Origin of the sequence: Acidimangrovimonas sediminis, assembly GCF_002871005.1 — a bacterium.
Lineage (GTDB): Bacteria > Pseudomonadota > Alphaproteobacteria > Rhodobacterales > Rhodobacteraceae > Acidimangrovimonas > Acidimangrovimonas sediminis.
This window is the reverse complement of the sequence record NZ_PHSN01000017.1, coordinates 66480-82954: the sequence shown is the minus strand read 5'-3', so window position 1 is coordinate 82954 and position 16475 is coordinate 66480. Positions and strand designations below refer to the sequence as shown.

The window sequence follows — 16475 nt, the reverse complement described above, 5'->3', positions numbered from 1 at the left end:
CGCGGGCGGCTGCCGCACCGCAATCGCGGGGCGCGCGGGCGTTGCGCTGGTGCAGGGAACGGCGAAGTGGCGTTCTTTCCTGTCCTTGCGGGGACACCGGGGCCGCGCCGGCGGGCCTGCACAATGGGAAGACGGCACGGGGGGGCGGGCACCGCTTTCGAGATCGCGATCCCGAGAGCAGGGCATGCCGATCGCAGATGCACGCCGCACAAGCGCCTAACTTCCACCAAAATAAACAGGCAGGGTTCAGGCTGGATGCAATTCGGGAGAGGCAGGAATGTCGGGCTTGAACGCGTTCTGGCCTAAGTGGTTCACGTGGATGGATCCGCTCAGCCGGACGCAGCAGATCAAGGACTATGTCGCGCTTGCCAACAAGGTCAGATGGCAGCGGCAGGGAAGCTTTCTGGTCGCTGCGGTGCTGGCCGGGTGCTACTTCAACCCGGTGATCACGCTGGTCTGCTACCTCGGGGTGTTCTTCTCGGACGTCCTCGATCTGCTCATGTGCGCCAAGGCGGCGTCCTGGGACGTCAAGAACCAGAAAGTCGCCGTCAGGTTGATGATATGGATCGCGGTCAACACCGTGATCAGCGCGGTGACGATCTGCACCTTCATCATATGCATCGCCCTGCAGCAGCCATCCGGCGGGCACTTCACGCCGCTCATCTTCCTGTTCTCGGCGTCACTTTTCGCCACAATGTACAACAGCCAGATGATGGGGATCCTTCTGCTGCGGCTTTCGATCTACGGCGTGACGTTCCTGTTCATCGCCTTTCTCGACGTGCTGCGGTATCACCCCAGCCTGAGTTCGCCGATCTGGTTGAACCTCTTTACCGTCTTTTTCGTGCTCTATTTCATGATCGACATTTCCCTGAAGTTCTCGCAGAACTACAAGGAACAGCTCGACCGGCTGCGGATCATCAAGGAAGAAAGCGAAAAGGCCAAGATCGCGTCCGAGATCAAGTCGCAATTCATCTCGACCGTCAGTCACGAATTGCGCACGCCGCTGACGTCGATCAAGGGATCGCTCGATCTTGCGAACTCAGGGTTGCTCGGGGAGGTGCCGGAAAAGCTCAAGCGCGTTCTGGGGATTGCGGTAAAGAACGGGCAACGTCTGGAAAAGCTGGTCAACGACCTGCTCGATGTCCAGAAGATAGAGGCTGGCAAGATGGAGTTTCAGCTTGAAAGGCTGAACGTCAATGAGCTGGTGAAGGAATCGATCGAATCCGCGACCGGATATGCCGAAAAACTTGGCATTCACGTGACGACGATTCTTCCCGCACGGGAAATGTTCATTCAGGGCGATCATTCCCGCCTCGTGCAGGTCATGAACAACCTTCTGTCGAACGCCTTCAAATTCTCGAACGAGAACGGATCGGTGCAGGTGCGGGTCACGTCGGATGGCGATCACGTGCGCATTTCCGTGCAGGATGAGGGGCTGGGCATTCCCGAAAGCGCGCGGGACCGGATCTTCCGCAGCTTCAGCCAGGTCGATTCCTCGGACCGGCGCAAGGTGGAAGGCACCGGCCTCGGCCTGAACATCGCCAAGCAGATCGTGGAGCGTCACGCCGGCACGATCGACTACACCAGCGAGCACGGCGTCGGCTCCACCTTCTACATCGAGCTGCCACTGTCGCATGTCGGGATCGCCGAACTTCCCCCGGGGGATCGCGCCCCACGGGAGCTGCCCCCCAGCCGGAATCGCGCCGCGAACGGGACAGGCTGACACCCGCCCCGTTTGCCTTCGCCCTTTCCATCCGAGCCTCTTACGCCCCAGCCTCTTCCACCTCAGACGAGGGCGCCCCGCCCAAGGCAACCGTGGTCAGTAGCCGACGGTAAAGCGCTGGCGGATGTGGCGTCCGCTTTCCAGTTCGTCGACCATGGCGATGGCGTAATCCTCGTATGAGATCGACGAGCCGTCCGCGCTGGTCAGCAGCTCGTTCTTGGCGAGGCGGAACTTGCCGGTCCGTGCGCCGGGGACGAACAGGGCCGAGGGAGACAGGAAGGTCCACTCCAGATCCTCGATGCCGCGCAGCTGGTCGAGGACCTCGGCCCCCCTGGTCGCCTCGGGCCGGTAGGCCTCGGGGAACTCGGGCTGATCGAGCAGGCGCTTGCCCGGCGCCACCTCGAGGCTTGCCGCCCCGCCGACCACCAGCCAGCGGAAGACCCCGGCCTGGCGCAGCGCCTTGGCGATGGCGTCGAAATCCGTGCCGACGAACCGCGTGGCGCTGATCACCGCGTCGTGGCCGTGGATCAGCGCCGCCAGAGACTGGGCGTCGTTGGCATCTCCCGCGACCGGGGTGACCCCGGGCAATGCGGCGATCTTTTCCGGGCTGCGGGCGATCGCCGTGACTTCGTGCCCCCGGTCCGAGAGTTCCTTCAGCAGGCGCGTGCCGACATTGCCGGATGCACCGATGAGAGCGACTTTTGCCATGATTTGCCTCTTGGTTCGGAATTCATACCTGGTCTTGAAAATTGACCATTGGGTGGAGGTAGGATAAGGCCAGACCGCCCGCAAGAAGTCATTTTCACCTGATCCGGTCACGCCGCGCTGACCGTGTTCGAACGAGAGAGGCGCCGATGCCCCCCCAAGCAGAGACCCGGGACGCCCTGCCGTTCGACCAGCCGTGCCCGATCCGCGACGTGCTCGACCGGATCGGCGATCAGTGGAGTTTGCTGGTCCTGCAATCGCTGGAAGGGCGGACGCGGCGCTTCAACGAGCTGGCGCGCGACATCGGCGACATTTCCAGGCAGATGCTGTCGCGGACGCTGAAGCGCCTTGAACAAGATGGCTTCGTGCGCCGCACGATCTATGCCGAGGTGCCGCCGCGGGTGGAATACGACCTGACCGATCTGGGGCGGTCCTTCCTTGTGCCGCTGCGCGCGCTGGTGGTTTGGGCGGATGCGAACCACGGCACGATCCGCGCGGCGCGGGCCGATTACGGCGCGGGGCAGGGGCGGGGCTGACCCCCCGGGCGGTAAGGACGATCGGAAGCAAGGAAGATCTTGCGAAGTACCGGCGGTTTGCCGAACATGCCCCCGGGGCCGACCGGATCGCCCCGGGGACAGGAGATCGCGGATGACGACCATACTCGGCCTTGCCGGCAGCCTGCGCGGGGCGTCGTTCAACGCGGGCCTCCTGCGCGCGGCGATCGAGGAATGCCCGGACGGCCTCACGCTGCGGGCCGGAACGATCGCCGGGGTGCCGCTTTACAACGCCGACGAGGAGGCCGCGACCGGCCTGCCCGCCGCGGTGCAGGAGCTTCACGCGCAGCTTGCTGCGGCTGACGGGCTGCTGCTGGTGACGCCGGAATACAACAACGGCATTCCCGGGGTCTTCAAGAACGCCATCGACTGGATGTCGCGCGGGCCGGGCCTTGGGCTGTTCAAGGGCAAGCCGGTCGCGGTGATCGGCGCGTCGCCGGGCGGTTTCGGCACGATCCTATCGCAGTCGCACTGGCTGCCCGTGCTGCGCACGCTGGGCACGCGCCCCTGGCAGGAAGGGCGGCTTATGGTCTCGCGCGCGGGGCAGGTCTTCGATGCCGACGGCAACCTTACCGACGCCAAGACACGCGAGATGCTGGCCGCCTTCCTTGCGGGTTTCGCCGCAAGCCTGGGGTAGGGCCGGCCCGGTTCAGCCTTCCGCGCCGGCCATCCAGTCGCTGATCGCCGGCCCGTCCGGATCGCCCGGTGCATGCCCTGCGTCGATCACCCGGGTGTGCAGCGTGGCACCGCTTCGCGTCAGCCACCCGGTCAGCCGCTCGGTCCGGGGGGCCGCGGGGTCCTGCGCGCCGATGAGGACAAGCGCCCTCGTGCCGCTCAGATCGACCGGCGGCAGATCCTCCAATACCGCCACGGGCCGCAGCAGCACCGCGCGGCGGATCAGCCCGGGGTGCAGCGCCATCACCGCCGCCGCGAAATTCGCGCCGTTGGAATGGCCAAGAACCGTCAGCCGCGCCGGATCGAGGCCATATCCCCGCACCGCCCCGTCGAGGAAGGCCGCGAAGGCCTCCGCCTCGGCGCGGATGTCGGCCTGATCAAAGCGGTCGGCACCGAACCGGCGGAACCAGCGGGCCACGCCCTCTTCCGTCGCGCGCCCGCGCAGGCCCAGCAGCGTCGCGCGCAGGTTCACCGCATGGGCCAGCGGGAACAGGTCCGCCTCGGTGCCCGCGCTTCCGTGCAGCGTCAGGATGACCGACCCGTCCGGATCCTCGGGGTGGTGGAAGCGATGCACGAACGGCAGGTCGCGGCGCGGCGGCCGGGTCGCGCCAGGAAGCGAGAATTGCGGCAGCATGACCCGCAGCGCCGCCTCCCGCGCGGCATCGGCGGGCGGGATGAAAAGTGTCTCGCCCAGATGCCCGGGCGCTTCGTCCAGGGTGAAGCCCGGCGCGTCGGTCGCATGTTCGAACAGGATCCCCGCCGGGTCGCGCACGTAGAGCGAGCGGAAATAACGCCTGTCGTGCACTTGCGTCGGCCCGTCGGTCGCAAGGGCGCGCTGCATCGCGTCGACCGCCGCATCGTCGGCGGCGCGGAACGCGACGTGATCGAAGATCCCGGTGCCCGGGATGCCGGCGAAGAAGCCGGTGGTGTCGCGGATGTCGACGGCATCGCTGTCCGACAGCATGCGCCGGATCGCCCCCTCCCGCCGGCCCGGGCGATAGCCGAAGCGGGCCACGAAGGCCGCCGTCTCGTCGGGCCGTTCGCTGAACAGGGTGACCCCGCGGACCCGGGTGGGCGCGATCGGATCGGGCAGCGGGGCGCGGGCCTGAAGATCCGCGCCCACCAGCTTGACGATGATCCCGTCGGGATCCTTGAGGCGCAGCACCGCTTCGCCCATCTCGCGCCGCGGCCCCTCGACGGGAACACGGGCGGCGATGGCCCGGCCCAGCCAGTCGCCAAGGCTGTCAGGCGGCACCGCAAGGGCGATCTCTCCGACCTGGCCGTGACCGACCCGCCCGGGGGCGCCGTCCTCCCAGACCAGAAAGGTGACCAGCGACCCGGGGCTGCCGAGGGCGTCGCCGTAGAACAGGTGAAGCTGCGTGGCGTCCTCGAACCCGGCGGTCCGCTTCACCAGACGCAGGCCGAGAAAGCCCGCGTAGAAATCGACGTTGTCCTGCACCCGTCGGGTGAGCGCGGTGACATGATGGATGCCGCTCGTCATCGCTCCGCTCCTTGCGCGACTTCGGGAAAGCGCCGCGCGCAAGGCGCGCGCGGCGGCATGGTTACCATTCCTTGGGGCGCGTGCGCTCCAGCTCCTCCGGGAAGGGGATGAACTCCGCCGCATCTCCGGGCGGCAGGTGGAAGGGGCCGCCGGTCCAGTCGGCCGCTTTCCAGGCCTCCTTCGCCTCCTCGATCCGGTCCTTCGAGGACGAGACGAAGTTCCACCAGATGTAGCGCTGTTCGTTCAGCGTCGCGCCGCCAAGCGCCATCAGCCGCGCGCCCCGTGGCCCGGCCTTGGCCGAGATCCGGTCGCCGGGGCGGAACACCATCATCCGCCCGGCCTCGAACCTCTCGCCCGCCACCTCAATCTCGCCCTCGGTGATGTAAAGGCCGCGGTCCTCATGCTCGTCGGGCAGGGGGAAGGATGCGCCGGGCGCCAGCACCACGTCGAGATAGAAGGTCTCCGACTGCATCGTCACCGGGCTGGCCTCGCCATAGGCCGTGCCGAGGATCAGCCGCGCCTCGGCCCCGCCATCGCGCAGAACCGGAAGCGCCTCCTTCTTGTGGTGCTCGAAATCCGGGGCCATCTCCTCGCGGTCCTCGGGCAGGGCAATCCATGTCTGGATGCCGAACAGCTTCTGCCCGGGTTTCGCGCGCGTCTCGGCGCTGGTGCGCTCGGAATGGGTGACGCCGCGCCCCGCCAGCATCCAGTTCACCTCGCCGGGATAGATCATCTGGTGGGTGCCGAGGCTGTCGCGGTGCTCGAACTCGCCCTGGTAAAGATAGGTGACGGTGCCGAGGCCGATATGCGGATGCGGGCGCACGTCGATCCCGCCGTCGGTGATGAATTCCGCGGGGCCCATCTGGTCGAAGAAGATGAACGGCCCCACCATCTGCCGCTTGGGCGAGGGCAGGGCGCGGCGCACCTCGAAACCGCCCAGGTCGCGTGCGCGGGGGATGATGAGGGTTTCCAGCGCGTCGCTGCCGGCCTCGGGGCAATCGGGGGTCTGTGTCGGGTTCCAGCTCATGTCCTGTGTCCTTCTCGCGTGATGTCCGGTGGTCAGGATCGGGGGCGGCCCTTGTGGCCGCCGCCCGTCGGGAAGGGATTACCCTTCGAACAGGGCCGCCAGCGCCGTCAGCTCAGCCTGACGTATCTCGTGCCCGCCGTCATGTACCTCTGTCGCGACCTCGGCGCCCTGCGCCCCGAACCAGTCGATCAGGCGTGCGCTCAGCGGCCAGGGGCAGATCGGATCGCGCCGACCGGCGGTGATCAGCACCCGGCGCCCGGAAAGCCCCGGCACCGGCGCCGGATCCCATGGGATCAGCGGGTGCAGAAGGCCCACGCGGTCGAAAAGCCCGGGATGCGCCATCGCCACCGAGGCAAGGATGTTGGCCCCGTTGGAATAGCCGAAGCCGTAGATTGGCGCGCCGGGATGCGCGGCCTTGGCCGCGGCCACGAAGGTGGCCATCCGCTCCGTCCGCAGGGCAAGGTCGTCCATGTCGTAGACCCCCTCGCCGGTGCGGCGGAAGAACCGCGCGGCGCCGCCCTCCGAGACGTCACCGCGGGGCGAGATCACCCCCGCACCGGGGACAAGCGCGCCTGCCAGGTCGAAGAACTGGCCCTCGTCGCCGCCGGTGCCGTGGAAGGCGAAGATCAGCGGCGCGCCGGGGTCGGGCGCCCGGGTCAGCGCGTGGTAGTGATCGGTCGTCATCGTTGCGGTCCTCATGTCCGGCCCCTCACTCCGCGATCTCGGGCAGCAGGCCCTCGATCTGCGCGCGGTAGGGTTGGTAGCGGGTCGGCAGTTTCAGCGCCTGGCCCAGATGCGCGGTATCCTCGTCGCGGTCGAAGCCGGGTTCATTGGTCGCCACCTCGAACAGGACGCCGCCGGGCGTGCGGAAGTAGATCGCCCAGAAGTAGTCGCGGTCGATCACCGGCGTCACCTGATAGCCGGTGTCGATCAGCGCCTGCCTCGTGCGCAGCTGGGCCGCCCGGTCCTCGACGGCGAAGGCGATGTGGTGCACCGATCCGGCGCCCTGGCCGGCGACCGGCCCGCCCGGGAGTTCTTCGAGGTCGAGCGTGTCAGCCGCGTTGCCGCCCTCGATCCGATAGCGGGTGACGTTGCCGTCGGTTTCGTCCTTGCGATAGCCCATGAAGCCCAGCAGTTCGGCGGTAGCACCCGCGTCGCGCAGCCGCAGCCGCGCCCCGTGAAACCCGAGGATGCCCGCGTCTTCCGTCACGTCTGCCCCGGTCCAGGGCGTACGGTCGCGCGCCTCGCTCTCGACCAGCGCGAAGCTGTCGCCGTCCGGCCCCTCGAAGCCCAGCCGCGCCTCTCCCAGAAAGCTCGTTTCGCTCAGCCCGGCGACGCCCCGTGCCGCAAGCCTGTCCTTCCAGAAGCCGAGAGCGCCCCTGGGTACCGCGAATTCGGTCACGCCCACCTCGCCGGTGCCGCGGCGTCCGCGCGGCATCCGGCCGAAGGGAAAGTAGGTCATGACCGAGCCGGGCGTTCCGATCTCGTCGCCGTAATAGAGGTGATAGACCTCCGGCGCGTCGAAGTTCACGGTCTTCTTCACCCGGCGCAGGCCAAGGGTCTGCGTGAAGAAGTGGTTGTTCTCGTTCGCATCCGCCGCCATCGAGGTGACGTGATGCAGCCCTTTCACATCGGTGATCATCTTCGGTCCTCCTGACCTGTTCGCTTGTGCGTCGAGGGGAAGATAAGGGCATCTGTCGTTATCAAGAATAGAAACGTATCTTCATTTACTATTGCTTCAGATGTAATAATCTTGGGATGCAGGATCTCAAGCCCATCCGTGTCTTTCTGGAAGTCGCCGCGCAACGCAGCTTTGCGGGCGCCGCGCGCAGCCTGCGCATGACGCCCGCCTCGGTGACCCGGCTGGTCGCGGGGCTGGAGGCCGACCTTGGCCAGCAGCTTCTGTTGCGCACCACGCGGCAGGTTTCGCTGACCAGCGCGGGCGCGCTGGCGGCGGCGCGCTACCGGCCGTTGATCGAGGCGTTCGACACCACCACCGACGAATTGCTGGCCGCCACCCGGTCCGACCGCGGGCGGCTTTCGATCAACGCGCCGATCTCGCTGGGCGCGCCACTCCTGGCCGGGCTGGTGAGCAGCTTCCGCCTTGCCTATCCGCGCATCGCGCTGGACGTGCAGCTGACCGATGCGCTGGTCGATATCGTCGATGAAAACTGCGACCTGGCGATCCGGATCTCGGGGCCGCCGGGCGACAAGTCGACGATCTGGCGCAAGATCTGCGAGGTGCCGCGCCAGCTGGTCGCGGCGCCCGCGCTCTTCGACAGGGTTCCGCGCCCGACGACACCGGATGAGTTGGACCCCGCCCACTGCCTGTCCTACGGCAGCGGGCGGCAGGCCGAGACATGGCGCTTTCGCAAGGCGGCGGTGACGCGCAGCTTTCGCGCCGGGACCGAGGTCGTGACGAACAACGGAGAGTTTCTTTACGGCCTTGCCGCCGCGGGCAACGGCATCGTCAACCTGCCCGCCTTCCTGACCCGCGACGGCATCCGTCGGGGCGAGGTGGTGCCCCTGCTTTCCGACTGGAAGATGCCGCCCTTCTACCTGATGCTGTATTACCCGCCCTACGAGATGTTGCCGCCGCTGGTCGCCACCTTCACCGATTTCTTCGAGGCTTACGTGCGCGATCGCGAGGGGTTCGATTTCGGCGAGGCCGCGGCCGGCAGCTGAGGGACGCCGCAGCGATCAGTCGTTCCCGGCGGCGTAACGCAGCACGATCCCCCCGAGGTGGTTGGCCCGTTGCAGCACCTGCCCGTCGCCGATCCGCACGGCGGGAAGCCCGGCGGCAGCGGCGATCCCGGCGGCCCTGTCCGGGTCGGTGCAGGCGATGTCGATCGCGCAGATGCCGGGGCGCAGCGGTTCCGCCAGCGGAGGTGCCACGCCATAGCGCCGGACGAAGCCCGCCTCATCGGTGACCCGCCAGCGGCCCCGCGCGGTGGCGATCAGGGCGTCCTGGCCGTCGGCCCATGTCATCGTGCCATGGGCTGTCGTGTCATGGGCCGTGGTGTCAGGGATGCTGGTGTCATGGATCTTGGCAAGCCGCGCGACGATCTCCTCCCGCGCGGCGTCGGGCGCGACGATGGTGTAGCCGGCGATGCCCGTCGCGGTGTTGGGATGGTCCATCCATTCGGGGTATTCGATCAGGTCGCGACGGAACTGCTGGCAGGCAAAGAGCGACAACCGGGGATGGCGCGGGTCGGACAGGATCTTCAGCCGCGTGCTGGTGCGATCCGCTGTGCCGTCCGCCCGGGTCACGTCGCGGCCGAAGTCGATGGTGCCGGTCACCCCGATCCCCCGCGCGCGCAGGCCCGCCTCATCCGCCTCCGCATCGCTTGAGTTGAGCGCGGTGAGGGCCACGCCCTCCTGTTCGCGCAGGTGCCGCTCGACATGCCGGCCGAAGCGGAAGCCGCCGGTCTCGTACCCGTCCAGAAGCTCGGGGGCGCCCAGGCTGACCACCTCGAACAGCTGGTCGCGGAAGATCAGCACCATGGTCGAGGTGCCCCAGGGGTGCTGGCTCAGGCCGCGGCTGAGAAAGCCCAGGGCCTGATAGGTGGCGCGCGCGGCGTCGAGGTCGCGCACCGCGACAAGGGCATGGTCGAGGCCGAGGGTGGTCATTCAAGCTCTCCGATCGGGATTTGCAGGTCGGCATGGCTGCGCGCCCGGCCCGGAAGAAGGCGGGCGCGGGGGCCGACGGCAAGGCTGGCGGGGGCGACGGTTTCGGTGACCACGGCCCCCGATGCGACCACGGCGCCGGCGCCGATGGTGATCGGTCCGATAAGCTTTGCCCCGGCGCCGATCACCGCGCCGTCCTCGATCCGGGGGTGCCGCGCGGGGCCCCGGTCTACAAGGTTGGTGCCCAGCGTCACCCCGTGCCACAGGCTGACATCGTCGCCGATCACTGCGGTCTGGCCGATGACGATCCCCAGCCCGTGGTCGATCCAGACGCGGCGGCCGATGCGGGCGGCGGGCATGATATCGGCGCCAAAGGCTCGCAGGACGCGCGTCTTGAGCGCCAGCGCCGCCGCGTCGCGCCCGGCGCGATGCAGTGCATGGCCGAAGCGGTAGCCCAGAAGACAATGCAGACCGTTGGCAAAGAGCAGGCTGCCCACCTTTCCCAGCGGATCTGCATCGCGCAGCGCGGTGACGGCGATGTCCTCGCCCAGCAGGGCCAGAAGATCGGGGGCAAGCAGGCCGTGCAGGAGTGCGCCCAACCCTGCGTCCGCCCCTGACCCATGCAGCGCCCTGGTCAGCACGGCGACGATCAGCGCGCCGTCATCGGCAAGCGACGCCGGGTCGATGCCGGTGAAGGCGGGCAGCGCGGGGTCTTCGGCGCAGAGGGCGGCATAGCCCGAGACAAGCGAGGGGGAAGGCGGCATGTCAGCTCCTGTTTCGCGGGCAAGGCTAAACGGCGGTTCGGTGCGGGGCAGTCCCGGATCGTGGAACGCGGTGTTCCTACTGGCGCAACATGCCGGGTTTCCGCTCGCGAAGCATCTCTTCATAGACGACGCCCTGCACCCGGATGTGCTTGCGCATCACCTCGGCCACGCCGTCGCCGTCGTGGATCTCCAGCAGGCGCAGGATCTCGGAATGTTCCTGCATCGAAGCCGTCAGGCGGTCACCGTGGCTGAGTTGCTCCTTGCGGAAGAGGCGGAGGCGGCGTTGCAGGTTGCGCGTTTCCTCGGCCAGAAACGCATTGCCCGAGGCCTGGTAGATCAGGTCGTGGAACAGCGCGTTTTCCTCGTAATACGCGGCGGTATCGTTGCGCGACAGCGCGTCGGCGCAGCCGTTCGCCGCGGCGCGCAGCATCAGAAGCTGTGCGTTGGTGATCCGCTGGGCCGCCAGGCGCGCGCACCAGGCCTCCATCTCCGCCATCACGTCGAACATGTCGACGAGGCGGGTGAAGCTGGGGAGACGGACGAAGGCGCCGCGGTGCGGGATCAGCTCCACCAGCCCAAGCGCGGCCAGCATCCGGAACGCCTCACGCAGGGGTGTGCGCGACACGGAGAACTGCGCCGACAGGCGGGCCTCATCGAGGCGAATCCCGTCTTCATAGACCCCTTCGGCAATCTCCTGCTCAATAAGCTGGCATACGCGCTCGGAAGTGCTGCTATTTGCATCGCCTATCGTCATCACTCGCCCAGCCTTGTCGATTTGTCCTTCAAATAATATACAATTTTGCCGAGTTGCCCAATGAATTCGTCAGAAGATTGAACAAACTGACACACGGACAGGGAACTCACATGACGTATGCAAAGCTGCTGTGCAGTGCCGTTGCCCTTGGGCTCGCGCTTTCCGGAACCGCACATGCGAACAAGGCCGACGACACCGCCGAGGTGCTGTTCGCCAAGGATCTGGACAACCCCGACATCTACTTCTCCTCGGCGCGCGAGGCGGTGATCTTCGGCTTTCAGGTCTTCGACGGGCTGGTCTACCTGAACCCCAAGACGAACAAGTACGAGGGCGACCTTGCGACCTCGTGGAAATGGGTCGACCCGACGACCCTGCGGTTCGAGCTGCGCAAGGGCGTGAAGTTCCAGAACGGCGACGCGTTCTCGGCCGATGACGTGGTCTTCACCTTCAACCACATGGCCGATGAAAAGACGCCGATCGCCGACCCGGTGGTGATCCGCTGGCTCGACAAGGCGGTGAAGATCGACGCTTACACCGTCGAGCTGAAGCTGAAGCATCCGTTCCCGTCGGCGCTGGCTTACCTCGCGAACTACGACGCGATCTATCCCGCGAAATACTACCAGAAGGTCGGCAGCGCGGGCTTTGCCAAGGCGCCGATCGGCACCGGGCCCTACAAGGTCAAGTCGATCACCCCGGGTACCGGCTATACCCTTGAGCGGAACGAAGATTACTTCGGCGGACCGAAGGGCAAGGCCGCGATCAAGACCGTCAAGGTCGACACCATCCCCGACACCAACACCCAGCTGGCCGAACTGATGAACGGCAAGGCCGACTTCCTGTGGCAGGTGCCGCAGGATCAGGCGCAAAAGCTCAAGTCGCTCAACCGCTTCGACGTGGTCAACGCGCCGACGCTGCGGGTGGGCTACATCACCATGGACGCGACCGGCCGCTCGATGGCCGACAGCCCGTTCAAGAAGCTCAAGGTGCGTCAGGCGGTGAACTATGCGATCAACCGCGAGGGCATCGTCAAGGCGCTGATGTCGCCGTCGAACCACGTGATCGATTCCGCCTGCAACCCCACCCAGTTCGGCTGCGAGACGGATGTGACCAAGTATCCCTACGACCCGAAGAAGGCCAAGGAGCTGCTGGCCGAGGCGGGCTACAAGGACGGGTTCTCGATCGACCTCTACGAATACCGCGACCAGCCTCTGGCCGAGGCAATGGTGGGCATGCTCGCCAAGGTCGGGATCAAGGCGAACCTGCGCAAGATGCAGTATTCGGCGCTGGCCTCGAAGCAGATGAAGGGCCAAGTGCCGATGGCCTTCATGACCTGGGGATCCGGCTCGATCGAGGATGTCTCGGCCATCACCTCGCATTTCTTCGAAGGCGGACCGACCGACGATGCCAAGGATCCGCAGGTCGAGGCGGACCTGAAGAAGGGCGACAGCTCCGTCGATCCGGCGGAACGCAAGGCGGCCTATTCCGCGGCGCTCAAGCGGATCGCGGCGCAGGCCTACTGGGTGCCGCTTTGGACCTATTCGTCCAATTACGTGATGAGCAAGGAACTGAAGTTCGCGCCGACCCCGGACGAGATCCCGCGCTTCTTCGACATGTCGTGGAACTGATCGCCATCTATGACAGGGCAGGGGCCGCCGGGCCCTGCCGCCTACGCCACAGGATGCGCCACGGGGACGGAACATGCTGAAATACATCCTCTCGCGGGTCGTCATGGCGATACTTGTCGCGCTGACGGTCTCCTGCATCAGTTTCGCGCTGGTCTACGCCTCCGGCGACCCGGCGATCGCCATCGCGGGCGAGAACGCGACGCCGGCCGATATCGCCCATATCCGCCACCAGTTCGGGTTCGACCGGCCGGTGCCGGTGCAATACGGCGACTGGCTGTGGAAGGCGCTGCACGGCAACCTTGGCGTCAGCCATTATTTCAACCAGTCGGTCGCCTCGCTGATCTGGCCCCGGCTGGAGGTGACGATGACGCTTGGCCTCTGCGCGATCGTCTTCGCGCTGGTGCTGGCAATTCCGATGGGCGTGATCGCGGCGATGCGGCCGAATTCCATCGTCGACCGGCTGGCACTGCTGATCGCGGTGATGGGGCAGGCGATCCCCAGCTTCTGGCTGGGTTTGCTGCTGATCGTCGCCTTCTCGATCAACCTCGGCTGGCTGCCCGCCTCGGGTACCGACAGCTGGCAGAACTTCGTGCTGCCGACGATCGTGCTGGGCTATTACGCCGCCCCTGCGATCATGCGGCTGACGCGCGCGGGCATGCTCGAGGTGCTGCAGGCCGATTATATCCGCACCGCGCGCGCGAAGGGTCTGAGCCGCCGCAAGGTGATGTTCAAGCATGCGCTGCGCAACGCGATCATCCCCGTGGTCAGCCTGGCCGCGGTTCAGATGGGCTTCATGCTGGGCGGGTCTGTCGTGGTGGAATCCGTCTTTGCGCTGCATGGCGCGGGGTTCCTGGCGTGGCAGTCGATCTCGCGCAACGACCTGCCGGTGATGCAGGCGCTGATCCTGATCTTCGCGATGTTCTACATCTTCTTCACCTTCCTTGCCGACATCCTGAATGCCTGGCTTGACCCGCGCCTGAGGGGACGCTGAGATGACCACAGCCGTGATATCCAAACCCCTTACGCCGCGCCGGGTGATGATGCGTCGCGCACTGCGTCACAAGGGCTTCCTGATGGCGGGCACGGTGCTGGCGCTGATCGTGCTGGCCGCGATCTTCGCCCCGCTGCTGGCCCCGGATGACCCCTACGAGCAGGACCTGCTGGCCCGGCTTCAGGTGCCGGTCTACCTCGGCGGATCGTGGGATCATCCGCTGGGCACGGATTCGCTGGGCCGGGACGTCCTGTCTCGGCTGATCTACGGCGCGCGGATCTCGATCCTGATCGGGTTGATCGCCGCCTGCGTCTCGGCGGTGATCGGCACCACGCTGGGCGTGCTGGCGGGCTATTTCGGCGGCCGCGTCGACAAGGTGGTGCAGTTCTTGATCAACGTGCGTCTTGCGATGCCGGTGGTTCTGGTGGGGCTTGCGGTGGTGTCGCTGCGCGGCGGATCGCTCTGGGTCGTGACCTCGGTTCTGGGGCTGTTGCTGTGGGATCGCTTCGCCGTGGTCTTGCGCTCGGCCACGATGCAGGTGCGGTCGATGGAATACGTCGCCGCGGCCGAGGTGCTGGGCGCGCCGCTGCACCGGGTGCTGTTCAAGGACATCCTGCCCAACGTCATGAACCACCTGATCGTCATCGCGACCCTGGAGATGGCGCATGCGATCATCCTCGAGGCCGCGCTGTCATTCCTCGGGCTCGGGGTCAGGCCGCCGACGCCGTCCTGGGGCCTGATGATCTCGGAGGGCAAGGAGATGCTCCTGTTCGACAGCTGGCTGATCGCGACGCCCGGCCTTGCCATCTTCGTCCTCGTGCTCTGCATCAACATGTTCGGGGATGCGATCCGCGACATCACCGCCCCGGAGGGCCGCAACTGATGGCCGAGACCGTCCTTTCCATCCGCAACCTCACCGTCGACCTGCCCGAGGGCGCCGACCGGCCCCATGCCGTGGAGGGGCTGAGCCTCGACGTGCGCCCGAACGAGATCGTCTGCATCGTCGGTGAAAGCGGCTCGGGCAAGTCGATCACCTCGTTCGCGACGATGGGCCTCTTGCCCGCCGCTTTGCGCCCCTCCGCCGGCGAGGTGCTGTTCGAGGGCGCTGATGTCCTGAAGATGTCAGAGGCGGGTCACGCGCGTCTGCGCGGCAACCGCATGGCGATGATCTTTCAGGAACCGATGAGCGCGCTGAACCCGTGCTACACGGTCGGCGACCAGATCGAGGAGGTGTTCGAGACCCACGCGACCCTGTCGCGCAGCGCCCGGCGCAAGCGGGTGATCGCGCTTCTGGAAGAGGTGCGCCTGCCCGACCCCGAGCGGATCTACCATTCCTTTCCGCACCAGCTTTCGGGCGGGCAGCGCCAGCGCATCGTGATCGCCATGGCGCTGGCGATGGACCCGACGCTTCTGATCGCGGATGAGCCGACGACGGCGCTGGACGTGACGACGCAGATGCAGATCCTGAAGATGTTCCGCCGCCTGAAGGAAGAGCGCGGCGCAGGCATCATGTTCGTCACGCACGATTTCGACGTGGTGGCCGAGATCGCCGACCGCGTCGTGGTGATGCAGAAGGGTCGCGTGGTCGAGCAGGGCACGGCGGAAGAGGTGCTGAATCACCCGACCCATCCCTATACCCGCCAGCTGATCGACGCCGTGCCGCGGCGCACCCGTGCCGCCCGCGAAACCGATGCCGGGGCCGAGATCGCGCTGCGGGTGCAGGGGCTGGAGAAGGCCTTTCACACCCCCCGCACGCTGTTCTCGCCCGCCCGGACGGTGCGCGCGGTCGCCAATGTCGACTTCACCGTGCGGCGGGGGGAGACCCTGGGCATCGTGGGCGAAAGCGGGTCGGGGAAATCGACGCTGGTGCGTTGCCTCATGCGCCTGACCGAACCCGAGGACGGCGCGGTCTGGGTCGGCAACCAGAACCTGCTGGAAACCCAACGCGGCAACCTGCGTGCCTATCGCAAGGAGATCCAGATCGTCTTTCAGGATCCCTACGGCTCGCTCAACCCGCGCCGGACGATCGGCGATCAACTGCTCGAAGGGCCCACGAACTTTGGCGTGCCGCGGGCCGAGGCCTGGGAAAAGGCGCGCGAGCTAATGCGGATCGTCAAGCTCAACGACGAGGCGCTCTACCGTTATCCCAACCAGTTCTCGGGCGGGCAGCGGCAGCGGATCTGCATCGCCCGCGCGCTGATGGTCGAACCCAGCATCCTGATCGCGGACGAGGCCGTCTCGGCCCTCGACGTCTCGGTCCAGAAGGAGGTGCTGACCCTTCTGCGCGAGATCCGCGAGCGCATGGGCCTCACGATGCTTTTCATCACCCACGACTTGCGGGTGGCGGCCCAGGTCTGCGACAGCGTGATCGTGATGGAAAAGGGCCGGATCGTGGAAAGCGGGCCGATCGACCGGGTCTTTGCCGAGCCGCAGGCAGAGTATACCCGCAAGCTCTTGTCCGCCCAGCCTGGCCAGGGCTGGGAAGTGCCGGACCTTGGCGTGACCGCCTGACAACATGCCGGCAATGCC

16 protein-coding genes are annotated in these 16475 nt (G+C 66.8%); 8 read left to right on the top strand and 8 right to left on the bottom strand.

Annotated features, from left to right (window positions below; translation table 11 throughout):
* Positions 1-277: 277 nt before the first annotated feature.
* Positions 278-1723, top strand: a complete 1446-nt coding sequence (locus tag CVV76_RS16165; RefSeq protein ID WP_102225718.1) for a sensor histidine kinase — start codon at positions 278-280, stop codon at positions 1721-1723.
* Between the two features lie 96 nt (positions 1724-1819).
* On the opposite strand, the gene CVV76_RS16160 is transcribed toward CVV76_RS16165, so the two are convergent.
* Positions 1820-2431: an NAD(P)-dependent oxidoreductase gene (locus CVV76_RS16160; protein WP_102225717.1), complete on the bottom strand. Its 612-nt coding sequence runs from the start codon at positions 2429-2431 to the stop codon at positions 1820-1822.
* Positions 2432-2577: 146 nt separating this feature from the next.
* On the opposite strand from CVV76_RS16160, the gene CVV76_RS16155 reads away from it, so the two are divergent.
* Positions 2578-2964, top strand: a complete 387-nt coding sequence (locus CVV76_RS16155) for a winged helix-turn-helix transcriptional regulator (protein WP_102225716.1) — start codon at positions 2578-2580, stop codon at positions 2962-2964.
* Positions 2965-3076: 112 nt separating this feature from the next.
* On the top strand, positions 3077-3619 hold the full coding sequence (locus CVV76_RS16150) for an NADPH-dependent FMN reductase (RefSeq protein ID WP_102225715.1): 543 nt from the start codon (positions 3077-3079) through the stop codon (positions 3617-3619).
* Positions 3620-3631: 12 nt separating this feature from the next.
* Here the strand turns inward: CVV76_RS16150 and CVV76_RS16145 are convergent, their stop codons facing one another.
* The 4 genes from CVV76_RS16145 to CVV76_RS16130 all read right to left on the bottom strand — a co-directional run bounded on the left by CVV76_RS16145 (position 3632) and on the right by CVV76_RS16130 (position 7827).
* Positions 3632-5158: a VOC family protein gene (locus tag CVV76_RS16145; RefSeq protein WP_102225714.1), complete on the bottom strand. Its 1527-nt coding sequence runs from the start codon at positions 5156-5158 to the stop codon at positions 3632-3634.
* 61 nt (positions 5159-5219) lie between these two features.
* A complete protein-coding gene (locus CVV76_RS16140; RefSeq protein WP_102225713.1) occupies positions 5220-6185 on the bottom strand; it encodes a pirin family protein in 966 nt (321 codons plus the stop codon).
* A gap of 78 nt (positions 6186-6263) precedes the next feature.
* On the bottom strand, positions 6264-6884 hold the full coding sequence (locus tag CVV76_RS16135; RefSeq protein ID WP_408607887.1) for an alpha/beta hydrolase: 621 nt from the start codon (positions 6882-6884) through the stop codon (positions 6264-6266).
* Positions 6885-6894: 10 nt separating this feature from the next.
* Positions 6895-7827, bottom strand: coding sequence for a VOC family protein (locus CVV76_RS16130; protein ID WP_102225711.1), 933 nt, complete (start codon positions 7825-7827; stop codon positions 6895-6897).
* 116 nt (positions 7828-7943) lie between these two features.
* On the opposite strand from CVV76_RS16130, the gene CVV76_RS16125 reads away from it, so the two are divergent.
* Entirely contained in the window at positions 7944-8870 is a 927-nt protein-coding gene (locus CVV76_RS16125; protein WP_102225710.1) for a LysR family transcriptional regulator, read from the top strand.
* Between the two features lie 15 nt (positions 8871-8885).
* On the opposite strand, the gene CVV76_RS16120 is transcribed toward CVV76_RS16125, so the two are convergent.
* The 3 genes from CVV76_RS16120 to CVV76_RS16110 all read right to left on the bottom strand — a co-directional run bounded on the left by CVV76_RS16120 (position 8886) and on the right by CVV76_RS16110 (position 11330).
* Complete coding sequence (locus CVV76_RS16120; protein ID WP_102225709.1) at positions 8886-9815, bottom strand: VOC family protein; 930 nt, start codon at positions 9813-9815, stop codon at positions 8886-8888.
* Positions 9812-10576: a serine O-acetyltransferase gene (locus CVV76_RS16115; protein ID WP_102225708.1), complete on the bottom strand. Its 765-nt coding sequence runs from the start codon at positions 10574-10576 to the stop codon at positions 9812-9814. The genes CVV76_RS16120 and CVV76_RS16115 overlap by 4 nt, the downstream gene beginning before the upstream one ends.
* A 76-nt stretch (positions 10577-10652) precedes the next feature.
* On the bottom strand, positions 10653-11330 hold the full coding sequence (locus CVV76_RS16110) for a GntR family transcriptional regulator (RefSeq protein WP_102225707.1): 678 nt from the start codon (positions 11328-11330) through the stop codon (positions 10653-10655).
* Positions 11331-11440: 110 nt separating this feature from the next.
* Here CVV76_RS16110 and CVV76_RS16105 point away from each other — a divergent pair, with 110 nt between their 5' ends.
* From CVV76_RS16105 to CVV76_RS16090, 4 genes are all read left to right on the top strand, one after another.
* On the top strand, positions 11441-12955 hold the full coding sequence (locus CVV76_RS16105; RefSeq protein WP_102225706.1) for an ABC transporter substrate-binding protein: 1515 nt from the start codon (positions 11441-11443) through the stop codon (positions 12953-12955).
* A gap of 73 nt (positions 12956-13028) precedes the next feature.
* Positions 13029-13946, top strand: a complete 918-nt coding sequence (locus tag CVV76_RS16100) for an ABC transporter permease (protein ID WP_102225705.1) — start codon at positions 13029-13031, stop codon at positions 13944-13946.
* A gap of 1 nt (position 13947) precedes the next feature.
* A complete protein-coding gene (locus CVV76_RS16095) occupies positions 13948-14829 on the top strand; it encodes an ABC transporter permease (RefSeq protein ID WP_102225704.1) in 882 nt (293 codons plus the stop codon).
* Positions 14829-16457 carry an ABC transporter ATP-binding protein gene (locus tag CVV76_RS16090; protein WP_102225703.1) on the top strand — a complete coding sequence of 543 codons (1629 nt, stop codon included), beginning with the start codon at positions 14829-14831 and terminating at the stop codon, positions 16455-16457. The genes CVV76_RS16095 and CVV76_RS16090 overlap by 1 nt, the downstream gene beginning before the upstream one ends.
* The last annotated feature ends 18 nt before the right edge of the window (positions 16458-16475 follow it).